Source organism: Acetobacter pomorum (assembly GCF_002738225.1).
Classification (GTDB): Bacteria; Pseudomonadota; Alphaproteobacteria; order Acetobacterales; family Acetobacteraceae; genus Acetobacter; species Acetobacter pomorum.
The window spans coordinates 20,828-42,848 of sequence record NZ_PEBQ01000177.1; the positions used below are offsets into that span (position 1 = coordinate 20,828).

The window sequence follows — 22,021 nt, forward strand, 5'->3', positions numbered from 1 at the left end:
CTAACGCCGATCCCGCAAGCGGGACCACGTTTCTAGCCTGTGACGAACCTCCCGTTCATAGCCTCTGCCCGTCGGATTATAGAAGTTCTGGCGCTTCATGCCGTCGGGGAAATAGTTTTGGCCAGAAAAGCCTTCTTCCGCATCGTGGTCATACTGATAGCCCTTACCGTAGCCGATATCCTGCATCAGTTTTGTAGGAGCGTTTAAAATATGTGCGGGTGGCATCAGGCTGCCTGTGGCCTTGGCAGCACGGCGGGCCGCGCCATAGGCTTTATAAACTGCGTTGGATTTGGGAGCTGTGGCCAGATGCACCACAAGCTGCGCCAATGCCAGCTCGCCTTCCGGCGAGCCCAGACGCTCATACGTTTCCCACGCAGCCACGGCCAACGGAAGGGCGTGCGGGTCTGCCATACCCACATCTTCTGCGGCAAAGCGTGTCATGCGGCGGGCCAGATAACGCGGATCCTCCCCGCCTTCCAGCATACGTGCAAACCAGTACAGTGCGGCATCCGGGTCTGACCCACGCATGGATTTATGCAGCGCGGAAATCAGGTTGTAATGCTCTTCCCTATCCCGATCATACAAAATGGCGCGTTTTGCCAACAGGCGGGACAAAGCCTGCGCATCCAGCGGTTTTTCTGTTTTCAGGCTTAAAAGCTGCTCCACCATATTCAGCAGATAACGGCCATCACCATCCGCCATGGCACGGAGGGTCACACGCCCATCTTCCGTAAGCGGCAAGGGCCTGCCTGTTTCTTCCTCTGCTCGCACCAGCAGCGCTTCACAGGCTGGATCGTCCAGCCGGTTCAGCACCATAACCTGACAGCGTGAAAGCAAAGCTGAGTTGAGTGCAAAGGAGGGATTCTCCGTTGTCGCTCCGACCAATACAACCGTGCCATCCTCTACAACCGGCAGAAAGCCATCCTGCTGCGCCCGGTTGAAGCGATGAATTTCATCTACAAACAGCAGCGTGCCGCCACCCACTTCTGCCTGCCTGCGTGCGTTCTCGAAGGCTTTTTTCAGATCTGCCACGCCAGAAAACACAGCCGAAAGCTGCACAAATTTCAGCCCCGCCGCTTGCGCCAGCAGGCGCGCAATAGTGGTTTTGCCCACACCTGGGCCACCCCATAGAATCAAACTGGCAAGAGAGCCACGTTCCAGCATACGCGTGAGCGCACCTTCTGGCCCCAGCAGATGCGCCTGCCCCACCACATCTTCCAACTTTTGCGGGCGCAACCGGTCTGCCAAAGGCTGTGTGGGCGCCGGCTTTTTGCGTGCGTCCGCATTTCTTGCCTGCTGCGTGGGAGAAAGCCCAAAAAGATCATCACCCATTATCGGGGGTTCACGCTCTGCGGCCATGCCTGCGTGCCTCACTTCACTCTGCTTCAATCTGTGGATATATCGGCCCGCATGGCAGCTTTTTCCAGAAGAGGTGCGGAAAAAGCTGCTTTTAACACAGTTTAGTTGTCCTCGGCAGGCAGGGTAAAGGTGCTGGTAGGAATGTCTGCACCTGCATGCACATCAAACAAGGTCACGCGGGTTTCACGCCCCTGCGCGTCCAGCACACTCCATGACCGCAAGGCAACCGGTGTTTCATAAAAAACCAGTGTCAGGCTGCCATCACCCGGGGAGGATGTGCGCACAAGCGTAACCTGCACCAACCCGTTATCATGTTCAAAGCCCGTCACTGTCACATCATCTGAAAGGCTGACATGGGGGCGTAGCAGAAGGCCCAATGGTGTGCGCTCGATAGGAATAACCGTGGTTTGGTCCAACTGGTTATCCCGGAACACAACCTTGCCCCCGTTGGCCACCAACAGTAGCGGGGATGGCGGATCATACGCCAAACGCATCTGGCCGGGGCGTTTCATCCATACAGTGCCAGTTGTGCGCTTTCCCTCTGCATCAAGTTGCTGGATACGGGCCTGAAAAGTTTTGGACTGGTTGAGTGCCTGCTCAATCCGTTTCAGCCATGCTTGATCCGCGGCAGAAAGCGCCACAGGCGCTGGTGCTGAAGATGAGGCTACTGGAATGGCTGTTTCACTGGCACTGTCCTGCGCATACGCATGGCTGCAAGCCAGAACCAACCCTGCCACGGCTGGCAGAACTGCCCGGAAAATGGATTTCATGAACGTGGTTTCTTTCATCTGAAACATGCAGGCTTATACAGCTATCAACCCGGCAACCAGCGCAAGTGCCACAGCCAAACCAATTTCTCGGTTAGCCCTAAACTGGGTCAGACATAAAGCTGGGCTTGCGGGGTTTACCTTACATGCCTGTTGCCACAACAATATGGCAGGCAACACCAACACCACCCAGAACAACGGGCCAGCCCCTGCCAAAAGGGCTGCCACACCCAACAAAACAAGCATCAGCCCATAACAGGTGCCAATAAACCCACGCGCCCGACCGACCATAAGGCGAGATGTGGATTTCACACCAATGCGGGCATCGTCTTCCATATCCTGAAAGCCGTAGATGGTATCAAACCCCAGTTGCCACACAATGGTTGCCGCATACAAAGCTGCCTGCGCCCAAGATAAATGCCCGGCCGCTGCCGCATATCCCATGGGTGCACCAAAGCCGAAGGTAAACCCCATGACAAGCTGAGGCCACCATGTAAACCGCTTGGCCAATGGGTAAAGCGCCACCAACAGCAGGGATGACACGCCCAAAATCCATGAAAGGCTGTTCAACTGCACCAGAACAGCCAAGCCTGCCAGCAAAAGCAGCACCAAAAATAGTGTGGCCTGCTTCATGCTCAACGCGCCAGATGCCAATGGCCGCCCGGCCGTACGGGCTACCTGCCGGTCTATGTCGCGGTCCCACATATCGTTCACAACGCAGCCTGCGGCCCGCATCACAAGACTGCCAATGCCAAACAGCACAATCAGCCTGACACGCTCGGAAACTGCAACGCCCTGCGGCAGCAAAATCCCCCACATGCCCGGCAGCCATAAAAGCCACGTGCCTATGGGCCTATCCAACCGCGCAAGCAAAGCGTAAGCCTGCAATGCAGGGGGCAGATGGGCAATCCACCCTGTAATGCGGATATCGGTATGGCTGGAAGAAACTGACACGGCTGTTCACGTATCCTGTTCATAAAGACATATGGTGTTAAGGGCTGATGTTCTATGCCACAAAGCGGGAATCACTTACACCTTTCAGCGCAAACAGACCGGGTACCATGGTTGTAACAGATGCCACGGCGCACCTTCCGCGCCTTTACAATGCCCCAGAAATGCTGGGAGAGGCCCAAACAGGCCAAACCCTGCCCATTGCACCAGATCAGGCCCGCTATCTGGGCACTGTACTGCGCAAAAAGCCCGGGGAACACGCCCGGATATTCAACGCCCAAAGCGGGGAATGGCTGGCCCGTATTATAGAAATCAAAAAAGATAAGGGCATTTTTGAGCTGGAACGCCAATTGCGCGCCCCTTTACAACAGCCCGCGCTGGTGCTGGCTTTTGCCTTGCTGAAGCGTGATGCCACAGATCTGGTCTTACGCATGGGAACGGAACTGGGGATTACACATTTTGCGCCCCTTATAACGGAACGCACGAACACACACCGCATTAACCCCGACCGCCTGCGCGCCATTGCCACTGAAGCAACAGAGCAATGTGAGCGCTTTGATGTGCCTGAAATAGCGCCACCCCAATCATTCACAGATTTTGTGGCAGGCTGGCCCAAGGGCCAACGCCTGTTTGCAGCTGTGGAACGTGGGGAAGAACGAGCCGTTAAAACCCGTAACCTGCTACCTGATGCCCATGCAGGTGATGGCTTTCTGGTTGGCCCGGAAGGCGGCCTGAGTGATAGGGAATGTCAGATGCTGTTAAAATATTCCTGCATCACGCCAATCTCCCTGGGTCCGCTGGTTTTGCGCGCCGATACAGCAGTTGCTGCCGGGCTGGCCCTTATAGGCTGCGGCTTGCGTTCGGCAGCGGTTTTGTCACAATAGCATTTCGTATCTCTACTTTGCTGGCGCAAAATGAGATTTCTCTGTTTTTCAAGGATCCGTGAGACCCCATGTCCAACCCCGGCGCATCAGATCAAACCCCTGCCCGCACCGTTGCTCAATTGGCCGAAGTGCTTGCGCAGGGATGTAAGCCACGTGACGCATGGCGGATTGGCACGGAACACGAAAAATTCGGCTTTCTGCGCCCCGAAGCTGTAAAAGCAGGCCAGCAGGCTTATTCTGCGCCCCCGTATGCGCCCAATGGCATTGAAGCCTTGCTCAAGGGCCTCCAGAAATTTGAGCCGGATGACTGGACATCTGTTCTCGACAACAACAACATTATCGGCCTGAAAGGGCGCGGAGAGGCCGCAGGTGCCGCTATCTCTCTTGAGCCTGCGGGACAGTTTGAACTTTCTGGCGCCCCATTGCGCACCCTGCATGAAACGGCAGAAGAACTTACCGCCCATTTTGATGCCGTACGCCCCATTGCGCGTGAACTGGGGCTGGGCTTTGCACCTTTAGGCTTTCACCCAACAGCCACACGGGCAGAACTGCCGTGGATGCCTAAATCCCGCTACGCCATTATGCGTGAATACATGCCCAAAGTTGGCTCCATGGGGCTGGACATGATGCAGCGTACCTGCACCGTGCAGGTTAATCTGGATTTTGGATCTGAGCAGGACATGGTGCGCAAAATGCGTGTTTCCATGGCGCTGCAACCTGTTGCCACGGCCCTGTTTGCCAATTCACCTTTTGTAGAAGGCAAACCCAACAACATTCTTTCCAACCGCGCACAGGTCTGGACAGATACGGATAACGCGCGCTCTGGCATGCCTGCATGTGTGTTTGAAGATGACTTCAGCTTTGAACGCTACGTGGAATGGGTGCTGGATGTGCCCATGTATTTCATTATGCGTGATGGTAAAATGCGCAATGTAGCCGGCTGCTCCTTCCGTGCATGGATGAATGGAGAACGGCAGGAGGGGCTGGAAGACGTTACCCCCACAATTGGCGATTTTGAAGACCACATTACCACCGCCTTTCCCGATGTGCGGCTGAAACAGTTTTTGGAAATGCGTGGTGCGGATGCTGGTTCACCGGAAATGATGCTGGCTCTTTCCACCTTGTGGACAGGCCTGCTGTATGATGATGCGGCGCTAGAAGCTGCCTGGGAGCTTGTAAAGTCCCGCCCGTGGGAAGATTACGTAAAACTGCGTGGCATTGTGCCGCTTATGGGGCTAGATACACCTTGGGGCGAAGGCACAGTACGGGATCTGGCCGCACAGATGATTGCCATTGCCATGGACGGCCTACAGGGCCGAGACATGACAGATGAAAGCGGGCAGACAGAATGGGTTTATCTTGCCCCCCTCACCTCTTTGGTGGCAGGTGCACCCACACAGGCTGAACGTTGGCTGGAACGTTATTATGGCGCATGGATGGGTGATGTAAGCCGCATCTTTCTGGAAGCCGAAGTCTGAAAAACCGCACATAATGCGATCAATAAAAAAGCAGCCTCAGGCTGCTTTTTTTGTGTTCAAAAACAGGCGGCTTGCACTCAAACTGGCCGCAAACAGCGCTACACACCCAGCCATAAGCAGGCACTTCTGCGTAGCGCCATTATGTGCAAACCACGTAAAAAAGGCCGCAACCCCCATAGCCCCCAAAGTCTGCCCTGCCTGGCGGGCAACCTGCACCATGCCGCTGGCACCCCCGGCGCGGTTGTGCGGGGCAGCCACCATCATGGCTCGGTTATTGGGCGGCTGAAAAAACCCAAAGCCCCAGCCTGCCACGCCAGTACGCCATGCAATATCCCACACAGACGGATGCGCAGGCAGCAACCACAACAAAAAGAAACCCAATGCCGTTGTGCTAAGACCGATGGAAGACAACACACCCGCCGAAACCTTATCTGCCACACGCCGGATAAGTGGAGCTGCACACATAATGCCCAATGGCCACGGCGTAATAAGCAAACCCGTGGCTGCCGAGCTCAGGCCCAAGGTATTATGCAATGTAAATGGCATGGAAACGATGTAGAAATTAGAGGCCACAAAGCCGCAGAACCCGGTCATAAAAGCCACTGCGAATTCGGGATTTTTAAGCAGATCAACAGGTAGAATGGGTTGCGGAGCCTCTGCCTCTCGCCGCACTAACACAACACCTGCCGCAAGCCCAGCCAGAAGCAACGCACAGGATAATGTGGTATTCTGAGAATGTGCCAGCCCATCTCCTCCCATAACGGAGGCACCAAAAGCCAACATGCACAATATGCTGCCTGTAATATCTAGCTTGCCAGACGTGCGTGGCACTTTAGGCAGAGCGTAAAATGCCATGCCCAATGCCAAGGCCCCAAATGGCAAGTTAATCCAGAACAGCCACGGCCAAGACCCTACGGTAAGAATAGCCGCCGCAGCCGTAGGCCCCAATGCCACACCAAGTGCCACCACAACACCATTAAGGGCAATACCGCGCCCAATTTCTGCATGCGGGTAAATAAAGCGCACCAGCGCGATATTCACACTCATGATGCAGGCACCACCTATGCCCTGCAACACGCGTGCACCTGCCAGAATAGGCAAGCTGGTGGCTGTGGCACAAAACAGGGATGACACCATAAAAATGATAATGCCAACCTGACAAAGCCGGGCAAACCCTACTCTGCTTCCCAATGCAGCCAAGGGCAAAAGAGAAACCAGACTGGCCATCTGATACGCATTTACAACCCAGATGGAGGAAGATGAGGATGCATTTAAATCCCGTGCAATATCTGGCAGGGCAACATTGGCAATGGCGTAATCCAGCAATGCCAGAAAAACAGAAAGCGCCACAGCCAACATGGCCATGTTACGGGCAGCCCCATGAAGCCCATCTGCAACAGGTGCTGACTGAGAAGTGGGGAGCTGTGTCATGGAGCCAAGCTTCCTTCTGCCTGCAAGGCGTTATTTCCCTGCTTTATTCAGGAAATCCAGAGCGCACGCAGGCATGCATGTCGCACACATTATGCAATGCCAATGTGTGGCTCCTGCCGCGCACATCACTTCAGACGTTACGGGCACCACCTGATGCGCTGCCCCATGCAAACAAGATTCCATGCGGCAATCATGGAATCCCTGCCTTTACCTTCTCTTGCCAAAACACCAAAGGCAGCGGTTTACCGCAAAATCAGCCAATGATGCTCTGGCGAGCAAGATAAAACCGCACCCGGCAGATCAGGAATCTGCGTAAGGGTTTTTGGTGCCACGTGTTTGCAGGCGAATAGGCACACCGGGGAGATCAAACGTTTCGCGCAAGCCATTTACAAGGTAGCGCTTGTAATCATCTGGCAGTTGCTCAGCCCGCGTGCCGAATATAACAAACGTTGGGGGACGAGATTTAACCTGCGTAATATAGCGCAGCTTCAGCCGGCGGCCCTGCACCAATGGTGGCTGATGGCGTTCGAGCATTTCCTCAAACCAACGGTTGAGGGCACCTGTAGGTACACGGGCGTTCCAGACTGTCCATGCATCACGCACTGCGGGCAACAGCTTATGAATGGAAGCGCCGGTAAGGGCCGAAAAAGTCACAACTGGCACGCCACGCATCTGCGCCAGAGAAATGCTCAACCTATCCAGAATGGCATTCCGCGTGGCTGTGCGATCCTGCACGGCGTCCCATTTGTTCAAGGCCAACACGCAGGCGCGGCCTTCACGCTCAATCAGGCGCGCAATCTGCAAATCCTGCTCATGCACACCTAATGTGGCATCCAGCACCAGCACGGCAACCTCTGCCATTTTCAGCGCCTCAATAGCCGCTGAAACAGACATTTTTTCCAGAGATTCATCAATACGCGCTTTTTTGCGCAAACCAGCCGTATCTACAATTTCAAACGTATCATCGCCATCTTTCAGCGTAACGGCAATGGAATCACGCGTCAGCCCTGCTTCCGGGCCGGTAATCATACGTTCTTCACCCAAAAGGGCATTCATGAGGGTAGATTTACCCGCATTGGGGCGGCCTACAATGGCCACACGCAATGGGCCTGTTGGGCGGGGTGGTTCTTCCCCTTCCTCTACAGCAAAATCATCTTCGGCTTCAGTCTGGGATTCTGCCTCATGCTCCGGCTCTGCGGGCAGCCTATCGGCAATTTCCCACATCAGATCCGTCACACCTTCACCATGTTCAGCAGAAAGCGCCAAAGGCTCCCCCAAGCCCAGCGCGTAGGCTTCCATTGCGGAAGCCGCGCCAAGCCGACCTTCAGATTTATTAGCAATCAGCAAAACAGGGCGGTTCTGACGCCGGATCCACTGTGCAAAATGTTCGTCTGCTGGCGTAATACCGGCGCGCGCATCTACGCAAAACAGCACCAGATCTGCTTCACGCACCGCACTTTCTGAAGAAAAACGCATCCGGCCAAACAGGCTTTCCGGCGCGGCCTCTTCCAGCCCGGCGGTATCAATCAGCCTTACGTAACGCCCGCGAACAAGGGCAACACCTTCCTTGCGGTCTCGCGTTACACCGGGCGTATCCGCCACAAGGGCCTGCCTGCGCCCAACAAGGCGGTTAAACAGCGTGGATTTACCAACGTTTGGCCGACCTGCAATAACAACAACAGGCATATCCGCTGTAGGAAGTGGCGGAGGTGGGCGCATGGATTTGCGGCGATCAGCCATAAGAGCAAAGGTTCCCGTCGTTTGTCACGATCAGCATCTGGTTATCTACGATAATTGGCGGCACGAAAGAAACGGCATCCATGCTGTCTACTGATATAATTGCACCTGTTGCCGGGTTCATCCGCACCATGCCATTTTCCGGCAGAGAGCTGAGACAAACCAGTTCGCCGCCCACCAGCATGGGGCCAAACCAAGTTACGATATCCTTATGCACATCTACACGCCGGAAGCGCCGTAGCTGCGTAATCCAGCGCACATGGCCGGAAAGACGGTCAATACACGCAATCTGCTGATCCAGCGAGACCACAAAAAGCCAATCGCCCACACATAGCAGGCTATTCTGGCTGGCAACCGAGCGTTCCCACACACGGCGGCCTGTGCGGATATCAATGGCAGCCAATACCTGTGCCATGCTTACCGCATAAACAATGCTATCAACAATAACAGGCAACCCGCGCACACAGGAGAGATCCAGCGTACTGGCCTGACTGTTGACATTGCCCATCATGTCACTCCAGACGACCTCCCCACTTTCCGCACGGAAAGCAACAAGATCACCCCCACCAAATCCGGCCACCACAATGCCGTTATCTACGGCTGGGGCGGGCTGGCCAAATACAGTGGTTTCCACAGATGTTGCCGTATATGTCCAAAGCTGACGGCCGGTGGCAGAATCCAGCGCAAAAAACCGCTCATCAATGGTACCAAAAAACACCCGGCCGCCTGAAACAGTTGGCGCCGAGCGGCCCGGAGCACCATTGGTGGTTTTCCATTTTACCTTACCAGTTGCCGCATCCACCGCAATGGTTTGGGATATCCCGTCAACAATGTAGACAACACCCCCATTTACAGCCAAACCACCGCCCATATTGGCAGAGTAAGACTTTTTGGGCCGTGGATTATATGTCCAGATATGGTGCATGCCAGGCCAGGAAAAAGCGCGCACAACGCCTTGGGCATCCATAACAAACAGGCGGCCATCCTGCACAACAGGCGGCGCAGGAATAAGCCCGCGCCCCAGATTACCCAGTGCAGCCCACGCCATAAAATCGGGCTGGGAAATACCGGCCCCGATATCCTTGCTCCACCTTTTATGCAGCCCACCCCATGCATAATTGCTGCCGGTATGGGCAGAAACACGCCCACAGATAGGCCATTCAGACACACTGATGGCCGCAGGAATTGTAATGGGCGTATGATCATCCGGATCGACCATCAACCCTGAACCCGAAGACAGAATATCCGTACGATGCCCGGCCAGAATGGGCTTTCTATCACTTTCAAACATGCTACAGGCGGCCAGTGTAGGTGCCAGAGCGGCACCGCCCAACAGGGCGCGGCGTGATAGACCAAAACGTCTGGTTGCGCTGGATTTCTTGTTGCTGCTCATTCTCTTAGCCTGCTGTCGGGTCTAGGGCCTGCATCATATCCTGCGCCCGGTTGCGTACGCCCTGAGGAACATCCTGCGCCGCCTGTAGCGCTGCAAATTTCTGTCGGGCTTCGGCCACATGCCCTTCACGCACATCCAGAACAGCCAAAGCCTCCATAGCCAGACCATTCCATGGCTTGCCCTTACCGGTCAGCAGCGCCAGACGCGAGCGGAGAGTAGCTGGCTCTCCCGTATCAAGCTGTTTTTGGCACCACAGCAGAGTAGCCAGATCACGTAATGCAGAATCTGCATTGGGATCCTTTTGCACGGCATCCCATGCAGCCAGCGCCGCTTTTACGTCACCACGCGCTGCTTGCACACCGCCTTCCTGCAAGTGGGCCAGAACAGCCACGCCTTTAGCATCTGATGAGGCCAACTTCTGCAAAGAAGCCAAACCCGCCTGTGCGGTTGGGGTAAGATCCACCGTGCCGGATGCGGGTGTTGCAGGCAAATGGTCTGTCTGGCGCAAGGCTGTAAGGTAAGCCCCCGTGGCTTCCAGCGCCTGAGATTTCTGATTGGAAACATGCCACGACCACGCACCTATGCCTGCAAGCACAAGCACAACCAGCCCCAAGCCAGCTCCGGCGTAACGCCTTGCGGCCGACCGCAGGCGCTCTGCCTGCATTTCCTCATCAACTTCCCTGAAAAGATCCTCTGCCACGGTCTGGCCTGTTCCTGTCTGCTGGCGTTCTGCCTGACGGCTTTGTGTTACCGTCTATCTGCCTCACCCTAGGGTATCATACAAGCCATGCTGGCAATCTGCCGGATGGCCGCTCTTTCAAACACTGCTGTAACAGAAAACACCTACCCTGCCGAAAAATTTAGTGCTCTGCTTTCTGCAATTTGCTTCCGCCAGCCTTGAGAGCCGTGGTCAATTTGGTGAAATTGCCAGCAATACGCTTTTGCACGGCGCTGCTGCCTTCATGAATATGCGCAATTTTTTCACGCGCTTCATTGCTAATGGCCGTTTCTTCCTTAACGGCTGCCTTGGCCACACAGCTGTTATAGGTGCGTGCCGCTTTTTCGTAAGCACTTACCTTGTCAACACTGGCGTTATATTTATCAACAGAAGACACTTCCACAGAAGGTGCTACAGGTTCCGCACCACATGCGGTGGCTGTCCATACCTTATCTGCGGCCTGTGCCGGCATGGAAACAACACCACACATCTGGGCGGCAACAAGCCCGGCGAGAAGATAAAAACCTTTCCTGATCATTTCTGTATCCCCGATTCAGAGCAGAGATATTTTCCTGCCCGGTTCCTGATTCTAGCATCAGCAAACGCTTCTTGCACAGGTGGCGCAAATGTCCACACCTGCGCGCGCTGGCTTGGAAAAAAAACCGGAAGACAGTATAGGCGCGATAATGCGCATTCTTTTCATCACGGCCACACGTCTGGGCGATGCCGTGCTTTCTACCGGCCTGCTGGCATATCTGCACCACCGTTGGCCAGATGCGCGGTTTACCATAGCCTGTGGGCCTGTTGCGGCCGGACTGTTTAATGCATTCCCCGGACTCGAGCGCACCATTGTGATGGAAAAGCGGCCCTATGATCTGCACTGGTTTGATCTGTGGAAGGCTTGCGTTCCCTTTAAATGGGATATCACGGTGGATTTACGCGGCTCTGCCGTGACTTTTCTTTTACGTTCCGGGCGCCGGTTCATTATGCGCGGAGGGCGCCGCACAGGCCCGCGCATTACACATTTGGGCAACGTTCTGGGTCTTTCACCCCCTCCGCTCCCGACTGTTTGGGTCAGTCCGGCTGATCGCGCAAAAGCACAACAGATCATTCCAGAGACATCACCCATTCTTGCTCTGGGTCCCACGGCAAACTGGACGGGCAAGATATGGCCAACAGAGCGTTACCTGCCCTTATGGCAACGCCTTTGCGCGGCGCATCCGCAGATACGACCTGCCATCTTTTACGGTCCTGGAGAGCAGGAAGCCGCGCTTGCCCGCCCTGTTCTGGAAGCCCTGCCCCACGCCATTGATGCCGGAGGCCATTTTTCCCTTACGGAAGTTGCCGCCATGCTGGCCCGTTGCCGCCTCTATATTGGCAATGATTCGGGGCTGATGCATCTGGCAGCAGCCGCTGGCACGCCCACTTTGGGGCTTTTTGGGCCCTCTCGCGCATCGGAATATGCGCCTTCTGGCAAAAATGCGCGCTGGATTGCAGCACCAGGCCCAGAGGGTGAGGCCCCCATAGCTGGGCTGGAGGTTGCAGATGTCGCCACAGCAGCACTCTCCCTTCTTAAGGAAACCGGCCTATGATGGATGGCAACGCCAGCAGGCAGAACACGCAGCCCCTGAAAGTTGCACATATTATGGCCGGTGCTCCCACAGGTGGAGCAGAACTGTTTTTTGAGCGTCTCTGTATTGCCCAGGCTGCTGCTGGCCTTTCTGTTTTGCCGGTTATCCGCACCAATCTGGAACGCGCACAACGCTTGCGGGCAGGTCACCTTGCACCTGTTGAACTCCCTTTTGGCAACGTGCTGGATATACGCACCCGCATGGGGCTGCGTACGGCTCTTAAAGAGTTCTCTCCACGTGTGGCTGTGGCATGGATGAACCGTGCGGCTCGCTTTGCCCCCCAAGGCAACTGGGTGCTAGCTGGGCGACTGGGCGGGTTTTATGATCTTTCCTATTATCGCCGATGTTCTCATCTTATTGGCAATACGCACGGGCTGGTACGCTGGATGCGGGAACAAGGCTGGCCAGCCGATGCCGTGCATTACCTCCCCAACTTCGCCACAGATCTCGCCACCACGCAGCCCGTATGGCCAGAGTTTTTGCCACACGGCACCCCTTTTCTGCTGGCTTTGGGGCGGCTGCACAAAAACAAAGCTTTTGATGTTCTTATTCGTGCCATGAAGCATGTGCCGCACATTCCCCTTGTTATCGCGGGTGAAGGGCCAGAACGTGCGGCACTGGAAACACTTGCGCGGCAGGAAGGCGTGGCCGAACGTGTGTTTATGCCCGGATGGGCCAATCAACCCGGCGGTCTGTTACGGGCCTGCGCCGCCATGATCTGCCCTTCCCGCCATGAACCTTTAGGCAATGTTGTGATTGAGGGATTTTCTGCCAACAAACCCGTTATTGCGGCCGCCTCTGAAGGGCCTAGCGAATTGATCCGAAACGGTGAAAACGGCCTGCTAGCCCCGGTGGAAAATGCCAGTGCTCTGGCTGCGCAGATCTGCACTGCACTGGAAACACCTGATCTGGCGGCCCGTATGGCGCAGGCTGGCCGCAGAGATTATGAAACAACCTATGCTGTCACCCCGGTTCTGGAGGCGTGGCACAAGTTTCTATCCACGGTGGAGGCCGGGTAAATGTGTGGCATTGGGGGGCTTATCTACACACCCGGCACGCAACCATGCTCCGAATCGGTGCTACAACGCATGGTGCAGGCTTTGGGCCACCGGGGCCCCAATGGCGTGCATATTGCCCGCTTGGGCCGGGCAGATATGGTGCACACACGCTTGGCCATTATTGATCTGGAAGGGGGAGACCAGCCCTTAACCAGCGGCGATGGCACACTTGTTGCCAATGGTGAAATCTATAACGATCCGCAAATTCGTCAGCAGATCGGGCCTGACCATTTTCAAACCGGAAGTGATTGCGAATCTCCCCTGCTTTTGTGGGAACGCAACGGTAGCACCTATACGCGCGGGCTACGTGGCATGTACGCCATTGGACTATACGATAAAGCCCAGCAGGAACTTCTGCTCTCGCGCGATCCGTTTGGCATCAAACCCCTTTATTTTACTGAATTTTCGGGCGGCATTGCCTTTGCATCCGAGCCCGCGCCTTTAATAGCCTCCGGCCTAGCCCCCCGCGCCATTGCACCAGCCGTGCGGGATGAACTGCTGCAACTTCAGTTCACCACAGGGTGGGAAACAATTTTTCCCGGTATCCAGCGCGTTATGCCGGGGGAAACCCTGCGTATTAACCAAGGCCGTATTCTGGACAGGCAGCGGCAATCCCCCATTCCGGCATCAGCCCCCCTGTTTACCTCCGAAGCTGAAGCCCTGAACCAACTTGATATAGCCTTGATGGACAGCGTGCATGCGCATGAACGTTCTGATGTACCCTTTGGGCTTTTTCTTTCTGGCGGAATAGACAGCGCATGCCTGTTAACAGCCATGAACCGCCTGCCCAGCACAACGCCATTGCGCACATGGACAGCCGTTTTTGATGCACCCGGCGCCGCCGATGAGGCCGAGGCCGCCGAGGCATTGGCGCAACATGCCCACGCACAGCATGAAACCCTGCGCATTACGGCAGATATGGTATGGCAACACCTTCCCGCCATTGTAGCCTGTATGGATGACCCTGTTGCGGATTACGCCATTATTCCCACATGGTTTTTAGCCCAGAAAGCGGTACAGGACGTAACCGTCATTCTCTCCGGTGAAGGAGGGGATGAACTGTTCTGTGGTTACGGACGTTACCGCACAGCCAGCCGTCCGTGGTGGAAAGGCAGACGGCGCATGTGGCGACGTGGTATTTTTGATAACATGAATATCCTGCGCCATCATCCGGCCCATTGGCGTGATGGCATAGCCGCGGCAGAAATGGCCGGAGCAGATGCACAAACGCCACTTTCCCGCCTGCAAGCAGTCGATATTGCAGAATGGTTACCGAATGATCTGCTTATCAAGCTGGATCGGTGCCTGATGGCACATGGGCTGGAAGGCCGCACACCGTTGCTAGACCCCATTGTTGCCCAAACAGCATGGCGTCTACCAGATTCCATGCGTTTGCATGATGGTAAAGGCAAATGGCTTTTGCGCAAATGGTTACAGCAGCACAATTCTGCGGCACGGCCTTTTGCGCCCAAACAGGGTTTTACCGTACCAATCGGCACATGGATCCGGCAAAAGGGAGCGTATCTTGGGGATTTGGTGGCACGGCAGGAATGTATTGCAGAAATTGCGCGGCCAGACCGTGTGAAAGCACTCTTTCGGGCAGCAGATAACCGCAGGACAGGGGCTGCAGCGTGGACACTTCTTTTTTATGCTTTGTGGCATCGCACACATATTCGCAATCTTCCGCCAGAAGGCGATGTGTTTTCTGCCCTAAGCCAGTAAGATTGCAAACCGTTTCTATCTCTTGCTCTTAAAGCCCATTATCTTCCTGCGGGAAGCCTTTTTTCTTTTATGGGAGAATGTACATGCCTTCCCCAACACACATCACCCGACTTGAAAACCGCACTGTTCTCAAGCTTTCTGGCACAGATCGCGTGCGCTTTCTGCAAGGTCTGGTTACGGCAGATATTGCTGCGCTGGAACCGGGAGACGCCACGTGGAGTGCCTGTCTGACCCCCCAAGGCCGCTGGCAGGCAGACTTTTTTGTAGTTTCAGACCCCGATGATACCTGCCTGCTCCTTGATTGTGCTGCAGAACAAGCTGAAAATCTAAAAACCATTCTCCAACGCTTTCGCCTACGTTCTGATGTGCAGCTAGAACTCACCGCCCTGCCCGTTCATGTGGCATGGGGAAATCCACCGTCTGACGCCGTGTTGGAAAACGCCATCAGTTTCCGCGATCCTCGGCTGGAAGAGGCTGGCTGGCGACTGATTGATGCTGCCCCAGACACCCCCATAACCGCTACAGAACAGGATTATAACTTGCATCGCCTTGTGCTGGGTTTGCCAGATGGCGTGCAGGATTGTGAAGTCGGCCGTACCTTGGCGGCAGAAGCTAATCTGGACCTTCTGGGCGGTGTATCCTGGAAAAAGGGCTGCTATATGGGGCAGGAAGTTACGGCTCGCATGCATTACCGCACATTGGTAAAACGGAGGATGATGCCCGTTGCAGCAACATCCCCTCTGCCCGCACCCGGAACGCCCGTAATGTGTGATGACGTGGAAGTTGGCACACTGCGTTCCTCCCAGGATCATGTTGGGTTGGCATTATTGAAAACAGATGTTGCCAACAGTCAGCTTACCTGTGCGGCGCATCCTTTGGTGGTACGCCTGCCAACGTGGCTGGAAACTGCGCTAAAGCCTCAAACACCTTCAGATTCTCATCCAACGGAAAAATCATGACTTATATTGCCCCGCCAGCAGCAGAATTGGATACCATGCTGGATGTTGTAAAATTTGATGCCTCTGGCCTTATTGCCGCCATTGCCCAGCAGCACGACACTGGCGAAGTGCTGATGATTGCATGGATGACGCGTGAAGCCCTGCGTGAAACGCTGGAAACCGGGTGCGTATGTTATTATTCTCGCAGCCGCCAGAAGCTTTGGCGCAAAGGCGAAACATCCGGCCAGATCCAGCACCTTGTTGAAGCCCGTCTGGATTGTGATGCAGATGCTGTATTATTGCTTGTGAACCAGATTGGTGTGGCATGCCATACGGGCCGCCGCAGCTGTTTTTACCGGGCCTTTACACCAGATGGTCTGAAAGTGCTGACAAAGCCGGAAATTGACCCAAACCAGCTTTACCACAAACATAACTGAACATGTTTAACTCTGTATCTTAACCGTATTTTTACGGTTAAGAACTTCCAGAACAGCTTCTGCTGCGGCATCGGCTGGCAGTTGGCCCTGCGGCCCTTCCAGCCCGTGCAAAACCGTAGCAAAAGCCTGCTTCTGGGCTTGGGCCACTGCCACATTTTCAAAGAGAGTTTGCACTTCACGCGCTAGCACATCTGCTCGGCACTGTTCTTGCAGCAGTTCTGGCACCACGGCACGGCCTGCCAGCAAATTTACCATAGCCACAAATGGTACCTTGATAAGCCGACGGGCAAAAAAAGCTGTAATAGGGTTAACCCGGTATGTCACGGCCATAGGCACGCCAGCTAAAGCCAGTTCCAGGGTAGATGTGCCAGATTTGGTTAAAGCCGCACCCGCGGCAGCAAACGCATCATGCTTGTTATGAATATCCGTAACAATAATCGGCTTTATGGGCCAATCTTGTGTGGCGCGCTCTACCACACACGCCACAACCGAAGAAACAGGCACCACAGGCACCACATCCGGCATGGATGTTTTAAGCAGGCGCAACATCTGCCCAAATACCGGCAATAGTCGTGGCGCCTCTGAACGACGACTGCCAGGCATCAGCACCAATATTCTGGCACTTTCTGGCAAACCATACCGCGCCCGAAACCGGGCAGCATTTCCATCTTTTGCACCAGATTGTAAAACTGGATGGCCTACAAAGCGGGTTTTTAAACCATGTTTGCCAAAAAACTGTTCTTCAAAAGGCAGAAGGCACAACAGTTCTTCCCACAAACCGGGAAATTCCTTCACCCGTTTCTGGCGCCATGCCCAAACCTGCGGTGCAACGTAGTGCACACGCGCAATACCCAAGCCGCTTATTTTTTTAAGCAGCCGCAAGGCAAAACCCGGGCTATCTATGGTAATCACCAAATCCGGCTTTTGGGCTGCAATATCCTGTGCTGCTTCATCCAGCCGAGCAGAAAGCTGGCGCACACGCGGCAAAACTTCCACCAGCCCCATTACGGCCAGATCCCGCATGGGAAAGAGACTTTCAAATCCCTCTTCCTGCATGCGCGCCCCTCCAACGCCTGCAAAGCGCATAGTGGGCACACGGGCCCTCAAGGCATGCATAAGGCGGGCACCCAATACATCACCACTGGCCTCACCAGCCAGAATCCAGACAAGAGGAGAGGAAGAAGGAGAAACCATGCCTCACGCATAAAACGCCGCAACATGGAGCACAATCATCTTATCCGCCCAGTGCGATAGAATATGGCCTATAAGGCATGTATATCTTGCGCACAGCACCCTAAAAGTCTTTCCTTTACCGCAACTATTTTGGCGCCCGATAAACGCGCCATTTCATACTCAACCAAGGGACACCCACTTTCTCGTGACAGTTAAAACCTACATCCATGAATGGACAGATCAGCCTGTCCGCAATGTTCTGGCCGGCATGGTAGGCACTTTTGCACTTATTCCAGAAGTGATTGCCTTCTCTTACGTAGCGGGGGTTGCACCTTCTGTGGGGTTGTTTGCCTCATTTGTCATCAGCATTGCCATTGCCATTACGGGTGGCAGGCCGGGTATGATTTCCGGAGCTGCTGGCTCTGTTGCGCTTGTTGCGGCAGAACTGGTGCATAGTCATGGGCTACAATATCTGCTTTTAGCTACGCTGCTGGCAGGGGCATTCCAGATTATCTTCGGGTTGTTACGCCTGCAAAGCATGATGCGCTTTGTCTCGCGCGAGGTGGAAACCGGATTTGTAAATGCACTAGGCATCCTTATTTTTTCCGCACAAGTTCCACAAATGCTGCATGTTACGTGGCACACTTATGCGCTTATTGGGCTTGGGCTGGCTATTGTCTATCTTTTTCCACGCGTTACCACAGCCATTCCCTCCCCTTTAATTTGCATTCTTGTGCTTACTGGCATTACTTTTGCCATACCTATGCCTGTACATGTGGTTTCTGATCTGGGGGATCTGCCCTCCGGCCTGCCCCATCTCACATTTCCAAATGTGCCTTTTTCCGCAGAAACTTTTAAAATTGTTCTTCCCTACGCATTTGCCATGGCCATGGTGGGGCTTCTGGAATCCCTGATGACAGCCACGGTTGTGGATGAACTGACCGATACACACAGCAATAAGCGCATGGAATGTACGGGGCTTGGATTTTCCAACATTATGGTGGGGCTGTTTGGCGGCATGGCCGGGTGTGGCATGATTGGGCAGACAGTTGGCAACCTGCGTTATGGTGGGCGTGGTCGGCTTTCCACCTTTACGGCTGGGGCATTTTTGCTGCTATTGCTGGTGGTGTTGCACCGCTTTGTGGCCCAAGTGCCCGTGGCAGCGCTGGTGGCCATTATGATTATGGTGTCTGTCAGCACATTTTCATGGTCCTCATTGCGTGATCTGTTCAAGCATCCGCGCCTTTCCTCCACAGTTATGCTGGCCACTGTTCTGGTCGTGGTGCTAACCCATGATCTGGCTGCCGGCGTGGCCTGCGGCGTGCTGCTAAATGGGTTGTTCTTCTCTTTTCAAGTTATGAAACTTGTTCAGGTCAGCATCACTTTTACAGAAAAGACAAACACACGCACCTATTACGTGCATGGGCAACTATTCTTTGCTTCGGCAAGCGTTCTGGCCGATGCCATAGATTTTCAGGATACCGCCTCAACCATTGTGCTTGATCTTGAAGATGCGCATATCTGGGATATTAGCGCAGCAGATGCCCTGGAAAAAATTGCATCCCGCCTGAAAGCGCGCGGCAAAACGGTTTCTGTTATCCATGCAGATCAACGGGCAGAAAAACTTCTGGCTTCTCTGGGCCATGACACGTTGCTGGCATAAGCCACCAACGCACCATACTGGACCTTATAAAAAAGGAGACATGCATTTCTCATGTCTCCTTTTTATTTCATGATTTTTTAAGCCCAGGTTTTGGAACAAGACGCAAGCCTAAAACACATGCCGCAATAGCCGCATATACAAAAGGTTCAACGTACCATTGTTTAAATGCAATGGTATAATGAATACACGCCAGAACCATGGCCACATACACCAGACGATGCAGCCGCGCCCATTTTTTACCAAGCCGGATGATGGATTTACGCGTGGATGTTGCAGCCAGCACAATCAGAATAGAAAATGCCAGCAAGCCGAATGTCAGAAATGGCCGTGTTAAAAAATCTTTCCATATCCGCTGAATATCAAACCCACGCGCCCACCAGAAATAAAGTGTGACATGCAAAGCCGCGTAGCTGAACGCTAACAGACCCAGCGGACGGCGATAGACCATTAAATCAATTTTTAAAAATCGTTTAAGCGGCGAAATCATCAATGACACAAGCAGAAAGCGAAACGCATAACGCCCGAATTCATGCAGGCATGTCTTAAAAGGATTTGGACCTAAATCCCCTGAAAATGCACCCGCCAAATAAGAGACCGCTGGCAGCATAAATAACACATACAGCAACACCTGCCGCGTAAGGGGAGAAAGGCGAAACCGCCGGTTTCGGTCTGTGGTGGGGGGTGGCATTGGCTTTTCCGTTCTCCACTGTTGGAAACACTCAGCCTTTTACACTGAATGCAAGATTACCCTTACAAAATCGGCCTCGTTACGCAAGAATACTCTGAAATCGTAACAAATTATGCCCTATTGAGACACGTAAACGCGAACAGCTTTCTTAAAACCCGCCCAAGACATGCCTTACTATTCCTGTTTATAATTCCTTCAATACAAACAGGAAGGTTTATTCAGCATGACAACTCAGCAGACTATCGGTTTTATTGGGTTTGGTGCCATGGCCAGCCGTATGGCCGCACATCTGGAAAAAGCCGGATATGCAACACTGGCCTATACGCCCTCTGGCAAAGGGGGAGATGGCGTTGCCCATTTTTTGCCTACTCCGGCAGAAGTAGCCAGCAAGGCTGATATTGTTCTGGTATGTGTGCCAGATGATGAGGCCCTTGCCGCCAGCATGTATGGCCCCAAAGGAGTTCTGGCTGGCATAAAAACAAATGGCTTGCTGCTGAACACCAGTTCTGTTTCTCCCGAAGCGGCTGATGCCCTGCAAAAAGCCGGGCAGGAAAAAAAGATCTGTGTGATTGATTGCCCGGTATCTGGCAGCACGCCAGAGGCAGATGCCGCCACTCTGGTTATTCTTGCCGGAGGGGATGATGCTGCCATTGCGCGTGCCCAACCTGTTTTTGATAAAATTGGCCGCATTACCATCCATGCAGGACCATCTGGCAGCGGTGCACGCCTTAAGCTGGTTATAAACGGCATTATGGGCGCTGGGCTGGCTGCGGTGGCAGAAGGCATTGCCTATGGACTAGCCGCGGGGCTGGACCGTTCCATGCTGTTTGATGCGCTGGATGAAATGGCTGTTATTTCTCCGCACCACAAGCGCAAGATCAAAATGGCCAAGGCTGGAGATTTTTCTCCCCAGTTCCCTGCCCGCCTTATGCAAAAAGATATGCGCCTGCTGATGGATGCCGTGGCGCGCCTGGCTGTGCCCGCACCTACGCTGGCAGCCGTAACCCAACAGCTTTCCCTCGCCCGCCGAGCCGCTGAAAATGCTGACTATTCAGTTCTGATTGGGGTGATGGAAAAAATTGTCGCCAACGACGCCTGAACACCAGCCACACACACCGCAAGCCTGTCCCCTATACCACGGGGCAGGCCAGCCTGTTCTGGCCCGCGTGCCACATCACGTTTGGCCAGAACAACGGGTAAAGCTGCCTTACGGCCAAGTGCACCCAAACTTTTAAAATGACATTCCTGCATAAACATCTCGCCGGTTTGCCTTAACTGTTCCGGAGTGCCGGGAAACAGAAATCGCCCATTCCCCAAAAGTAAGGGCCAATGCCGTAACATGGCACCTGCCCCATAAGCGGCCCCCGCATTCTCCACGCGTTGCAACGTATCAGAATCGCACACACCCAGTAGCTCGGCTATGGCCCGCTGGAAGGCTCCGGCCCCCTCGCGCATCATTAAAGTCCAGCGCTCTACACTCTGTTCGGTCTGTTGGGCTTCCAGCTCCATTTCACGCGCGGCAATCATGCTCAAACATGTTTCACGCCTTACTTTGCCAGAGTCCACCAGCGCCATCAGCGGCGGAGCCAGCACATGTTCAGGCTTGCGCTGTCCCTCCAGCACATCACGCCACCATTGCAGGCGGATATAGCCCGCCATTGGTCCCGCCACCGTAGCAGAGCGCGCAGGCGCCAAAGCGCGAATCAATTCATTATGAAAAGCCAGAAGAACATAAGCGGCATCACGCACAGAGGAAGGCAAAAACCACAGGCACAGCGCCCGATCCGGGTCTGCCCGCATGGCGTTTTGCACGGCCATAACAAGGGGCTGTTGTTCCTGCTGCGCCATTTTACCCTGTTTCTCCCTCATCCAGGCATACCTGCTACGCGGGAAACCTGCGTATGGCCCATGCGTTGGAATGGTCCCGCTTTCCTAACGGAAGGCCCTCATAGTACGCCCCACTGGCAAGGCAAGTTTCCGTGAGTATGCCCGC

At 54.4% G+C, this 22,021-nt stretch carries 20 protein-coding genes; 9 read left to right on the forward strand and 11 right to left on the reverse strand.

All coding sequences use genetic code 11. The annotated features are described in order from the left end of the window. The 3 genes from CSR02_RS13835 to ubiA form a co-directional block, all read right to left on the reverse strand. On the reverse strand, window positions 1-1,359 hold the full coding sequence (locus tag CSR02_RS13835; RefSeq protein ID WP_099542040.1) for a replication-associated recombination protein A: 1,359 nt from the start codon (window positions 1,357-1,359) through the stop codon (window positions 1-3). Window positions 1,360-1,460: 101 nt separating this feature from the next. Further along, window positions 1,461-2,156: a LolA family protein gene (locus CSR02_RS13840; protein WP_099542041.1), complete on the reverse strand. Its 696-nt coding sequence runs from the start codon at window positions 2,154-2,156 to the stop codon at window positions 1,461-1,463. 6 nt (window positions 2,157-2,162) lie between these two features. Then, a complete protein-coding gene (ubiA, locus tag CSR02_RS13845; RefSeq protein WP_042787568.1) occupies window positions 2,163-3,080 on the reverse strand; it encodes a 4-hydroxybenzoate octaprenyltransferase in 918 nt (305 codons plus the stop codon). Window positions 3,081-3,187: 107 nt separating this feature from the next. On the opposite strand from ubiA, the gene CSR02_RS13850 reads away from it, so the two are divergent. Both CSR02_RS13850 and CSR02_RS13855 read left to right on the forward strand, forming a co-directional pair. Continuing rightward, complete coding sequence (locus CSR02_RS13850) at window positions 3,188-3,961, forward strand: 16S rRNA (uracil(1498)-N(3))-methyltransferase (protein ID WP_099542073.1); 774 nt, start codon at window positions 3,188-3,190, stop codon at window positions 3,959-3,961. A 68-nt stretch (window positions 3,962-4,029) separates the two neighbouring features. Next, the gene (locus CSR02_RS13855) at window positions 4,030-5,439 is read left to right on the forward strand and encodes a glutamate--cysteine ligase (protein WP_099542042.1); all 1,410 of its coding nucleotides are present in this window, start codon (window positions 4,030-4,032) and stop codon (window positions 5,437-5,439) included. A 36-nt stretch (window positions 5,440-5,475) separates the two neighbouring features. Here CSR02_RS13855 and CSR02_RS13860 read toward each other — a convergent pair whose 3' ends face one another. From CSR02_RS13860 to CSR02_RS13885, 5 genes are all read right to left on the reverse strand, one after another. Beyond that, window positions 5,476-6,870 carry an MFS transporter gene (locus CSR02_RS13860; RefSeq protein ID WP_099542043.1) on the reverse strand — a complete coding sequence of 465 codons (1,395 nt, stop codon included), beginning with the start codon at window positions 6,868-6,870 and terminating at the stop codon, window positions 5,476-5,478. Window positions 6,871-7,170: 300 nt separating this feature from the next. After that, window positions 7,171-8,589 carry a ribosome biogenesis GTPase Der gene (gene der, locus CSR02_RS13870; RefSeq protein WP_183172614.1) on the reverse strand — a complete coding sequence of 473 codons (1,419 nt, stop codon included), beginning with the start codon at window positions 8,587-8,589 and terminating at the stop codon, window positions 7,171-7,173. Window positions 8,590-8,602: 13 nt separating this feature from the next. Continuing rightward, entirely contained in the window at window positions 8,603-10,000 is a 1,398-nt protein-coding gene (locus tag CSR02_RS13875) for a PQQ-binding-like beta-propeller repeat protein (RefSeq protein ID WP_099542046.1), read from the reverse strand. A gap of 4 nt (window positions 10,001-10,004) precedes the next feature. Beyond that, window positions 10,005-10,700, reverse strand: a complete 696-nt coding sequence (locus CSR02_RS13880) for a tetratricopeptide repeat protein (RefSeq protein ID WP_099542047.1) — start codon at window positions 10,698-10,700, stop codon at window positions 10,005-10,007. A gap of 160 nt (window positions 10,701-10,860) precedes the next feature. Beyond that, window positions 10,861-11,256 carry a hypothetical protein gene (locus tag CSR02_RS13885; protein ID WP_042787573.1) on the reverse strand — a complete coding sequence of 132 codons (396 nt, stop codon included), beginning with the start codon at window positions 11,254-11,256 and terminating at the stop codon, window positions 10,861-10,863. A gap of 148 nt (window positions 11,257-11,404) precedes the next feature. Here CSR02_RS13885 and CSR02_RS13890 point away from each other — a divergent pair, with 148 nt between their 5' ends. The 5 genes from CSR02_RS13890 to hisI all read left to right on the forward strand — a co-directional run bounded on the left by CSR02_RS13890 (window position 11,405) and on the right by hisI (window position 16,504). Continuing rightward, a complete protein-coding gene (locus tag CSR02_RS13890) occupies window positions 11,405-12,310 on the forward strand; it encodes a glycosyltransferase family 9 protein (protein WP_167384157.1) in 906 nt (301 codons plus the stop codon). Further along, a complete protein-coding gene (locus CSR02_RS13895) occupies window positions 12,307-13,368 on the forward strand; it encodes a glycosyltransferase (RefSeq protein WP_099542049.1) in 1,062 nt (353 codons plus the stop codon). Before CSR02_RS13890 ends, CSR02_RS13895 begins: the two co-directional genes overlap by 4 nt. Then, window positions 13,369-15,129, forward strand: a complete 1,761-nt coding sequence (gene asnB / locus CSR02_RS13900; protein ID WP_099542050.1) for an asparagine synthase (glutamine-hydrolyzing) — start codon at window positions 13,369-13,371, stop codon at window positions 15,127-15,129. It begins immediately after the preceding gene. Window positions 15,130-15,212: 83 nt separating this feature from the next. Next, entirely contained in the window at window positions 15,213-16,088 is an 876-nt protein-coding gene (gene ygfZ, locus CSR02_RS13905; protein ID WP_099542051.1) for a CAF17-like 4Fe-4S cluster assembly/insertion protein YgfZ, read from the forward strand. After that, window positions 16,085-16,504: a phosphoribosyl-AMP cyclohydrolase gene (gene hisI / locus CSR02_RS13910; RefSeq protein ID WP_099542052.1), complete on the forward strand. Its 420-nt coding sequence runs from the start codon at window positions 16,085-16,087 to the stop codon at window positions 16,502-16,504. The genes ygfZ and hisI overlap by 4 nt, the downstream gene beginning before the upstream one ends. 6 nt (window positions 16,505-16,510) lie before the next feature. Here hisI and lpxB read toward each other — a convergent pair whose 3' ends face one another. Next, window positions 16,511-17,698, reverse strand: coding sequence for a lipid-A-disaccharide synthase (gene lpxB / locus CSR02_RS13915; RefSeq protein ID WP_099542053.1), 1,188 nt, complete (start codon window positions 17,696-17,698; stop codon window positions 16,511-16,513). Window positions 17,699-17,882: 184 nt separating this feature from the next. Here lpxB and CSR02_RS13920 point away from each other — a divergent pair, with 184 nt between their 5' ends. Continuing rightward, window positions 17,883-19,340, forward strand: coding sequence for a SulP family inorganic anion transporter (locus tag CSR02_RS13920; protein WP_099542054.1), 1,458 nt, complete (start codon window positions 17,883-17,885; stop codon window positions 19,338-19,340). Window positions 19,341-19,407: 67 nt separating this feature from the next. Here the strand turns inward: CSR02_RS13920 and CSR02_RS13925 are convergent, their stop codons facing one another. After that, window positions 19,408-20,028 (reverse strand): protein-methionine-sulfoxide reductase heme-binding subunit MsrQ, encoded by a 621-nt coding sequence (locus CSR02_RS13925; protein WP_099542055.1) that lies wholly within the window; start codon window positions 20,026-20,028, stop codon window positions 19,408-19,410. 223 nt (window positions 20,029-20,251) lie between these two features. Here CSR02_RS13925 and CSR02_RS13935 point away from each other — a divergent pair, with 223 nt between their 5' ends. Next, entirely contained in the window at window positions 20,252-21,127 is an 876-nt protein-coding gene (locus tag CSR02_RS13935; protein ID WP_042787581.1) for an NAD(P)-dependent oxidoreductase, read from the forward strand. Here the strand turns inward: CSR02_RS13935 and CSR02_RS13940 are convergent. Further along, window positions 21,076-21,897: a squalene/phytoene synthase family protein gene (locus CSR02_RS13940; RefSeq protein ID WP_244177022.1), complete on the reverse strand. Its 822-nt coding sequence runs from the start codon at window positions 21,895-21,897 to the stop codon at window positions 21,076-21,078. The two genes, CSR02_RS13935 and CSR02_RS13940, sit on opposite strands and share 52 nt — an antisense overlap. Window positions 21,898-22,021: the final 124 nt, after the last annotated feature.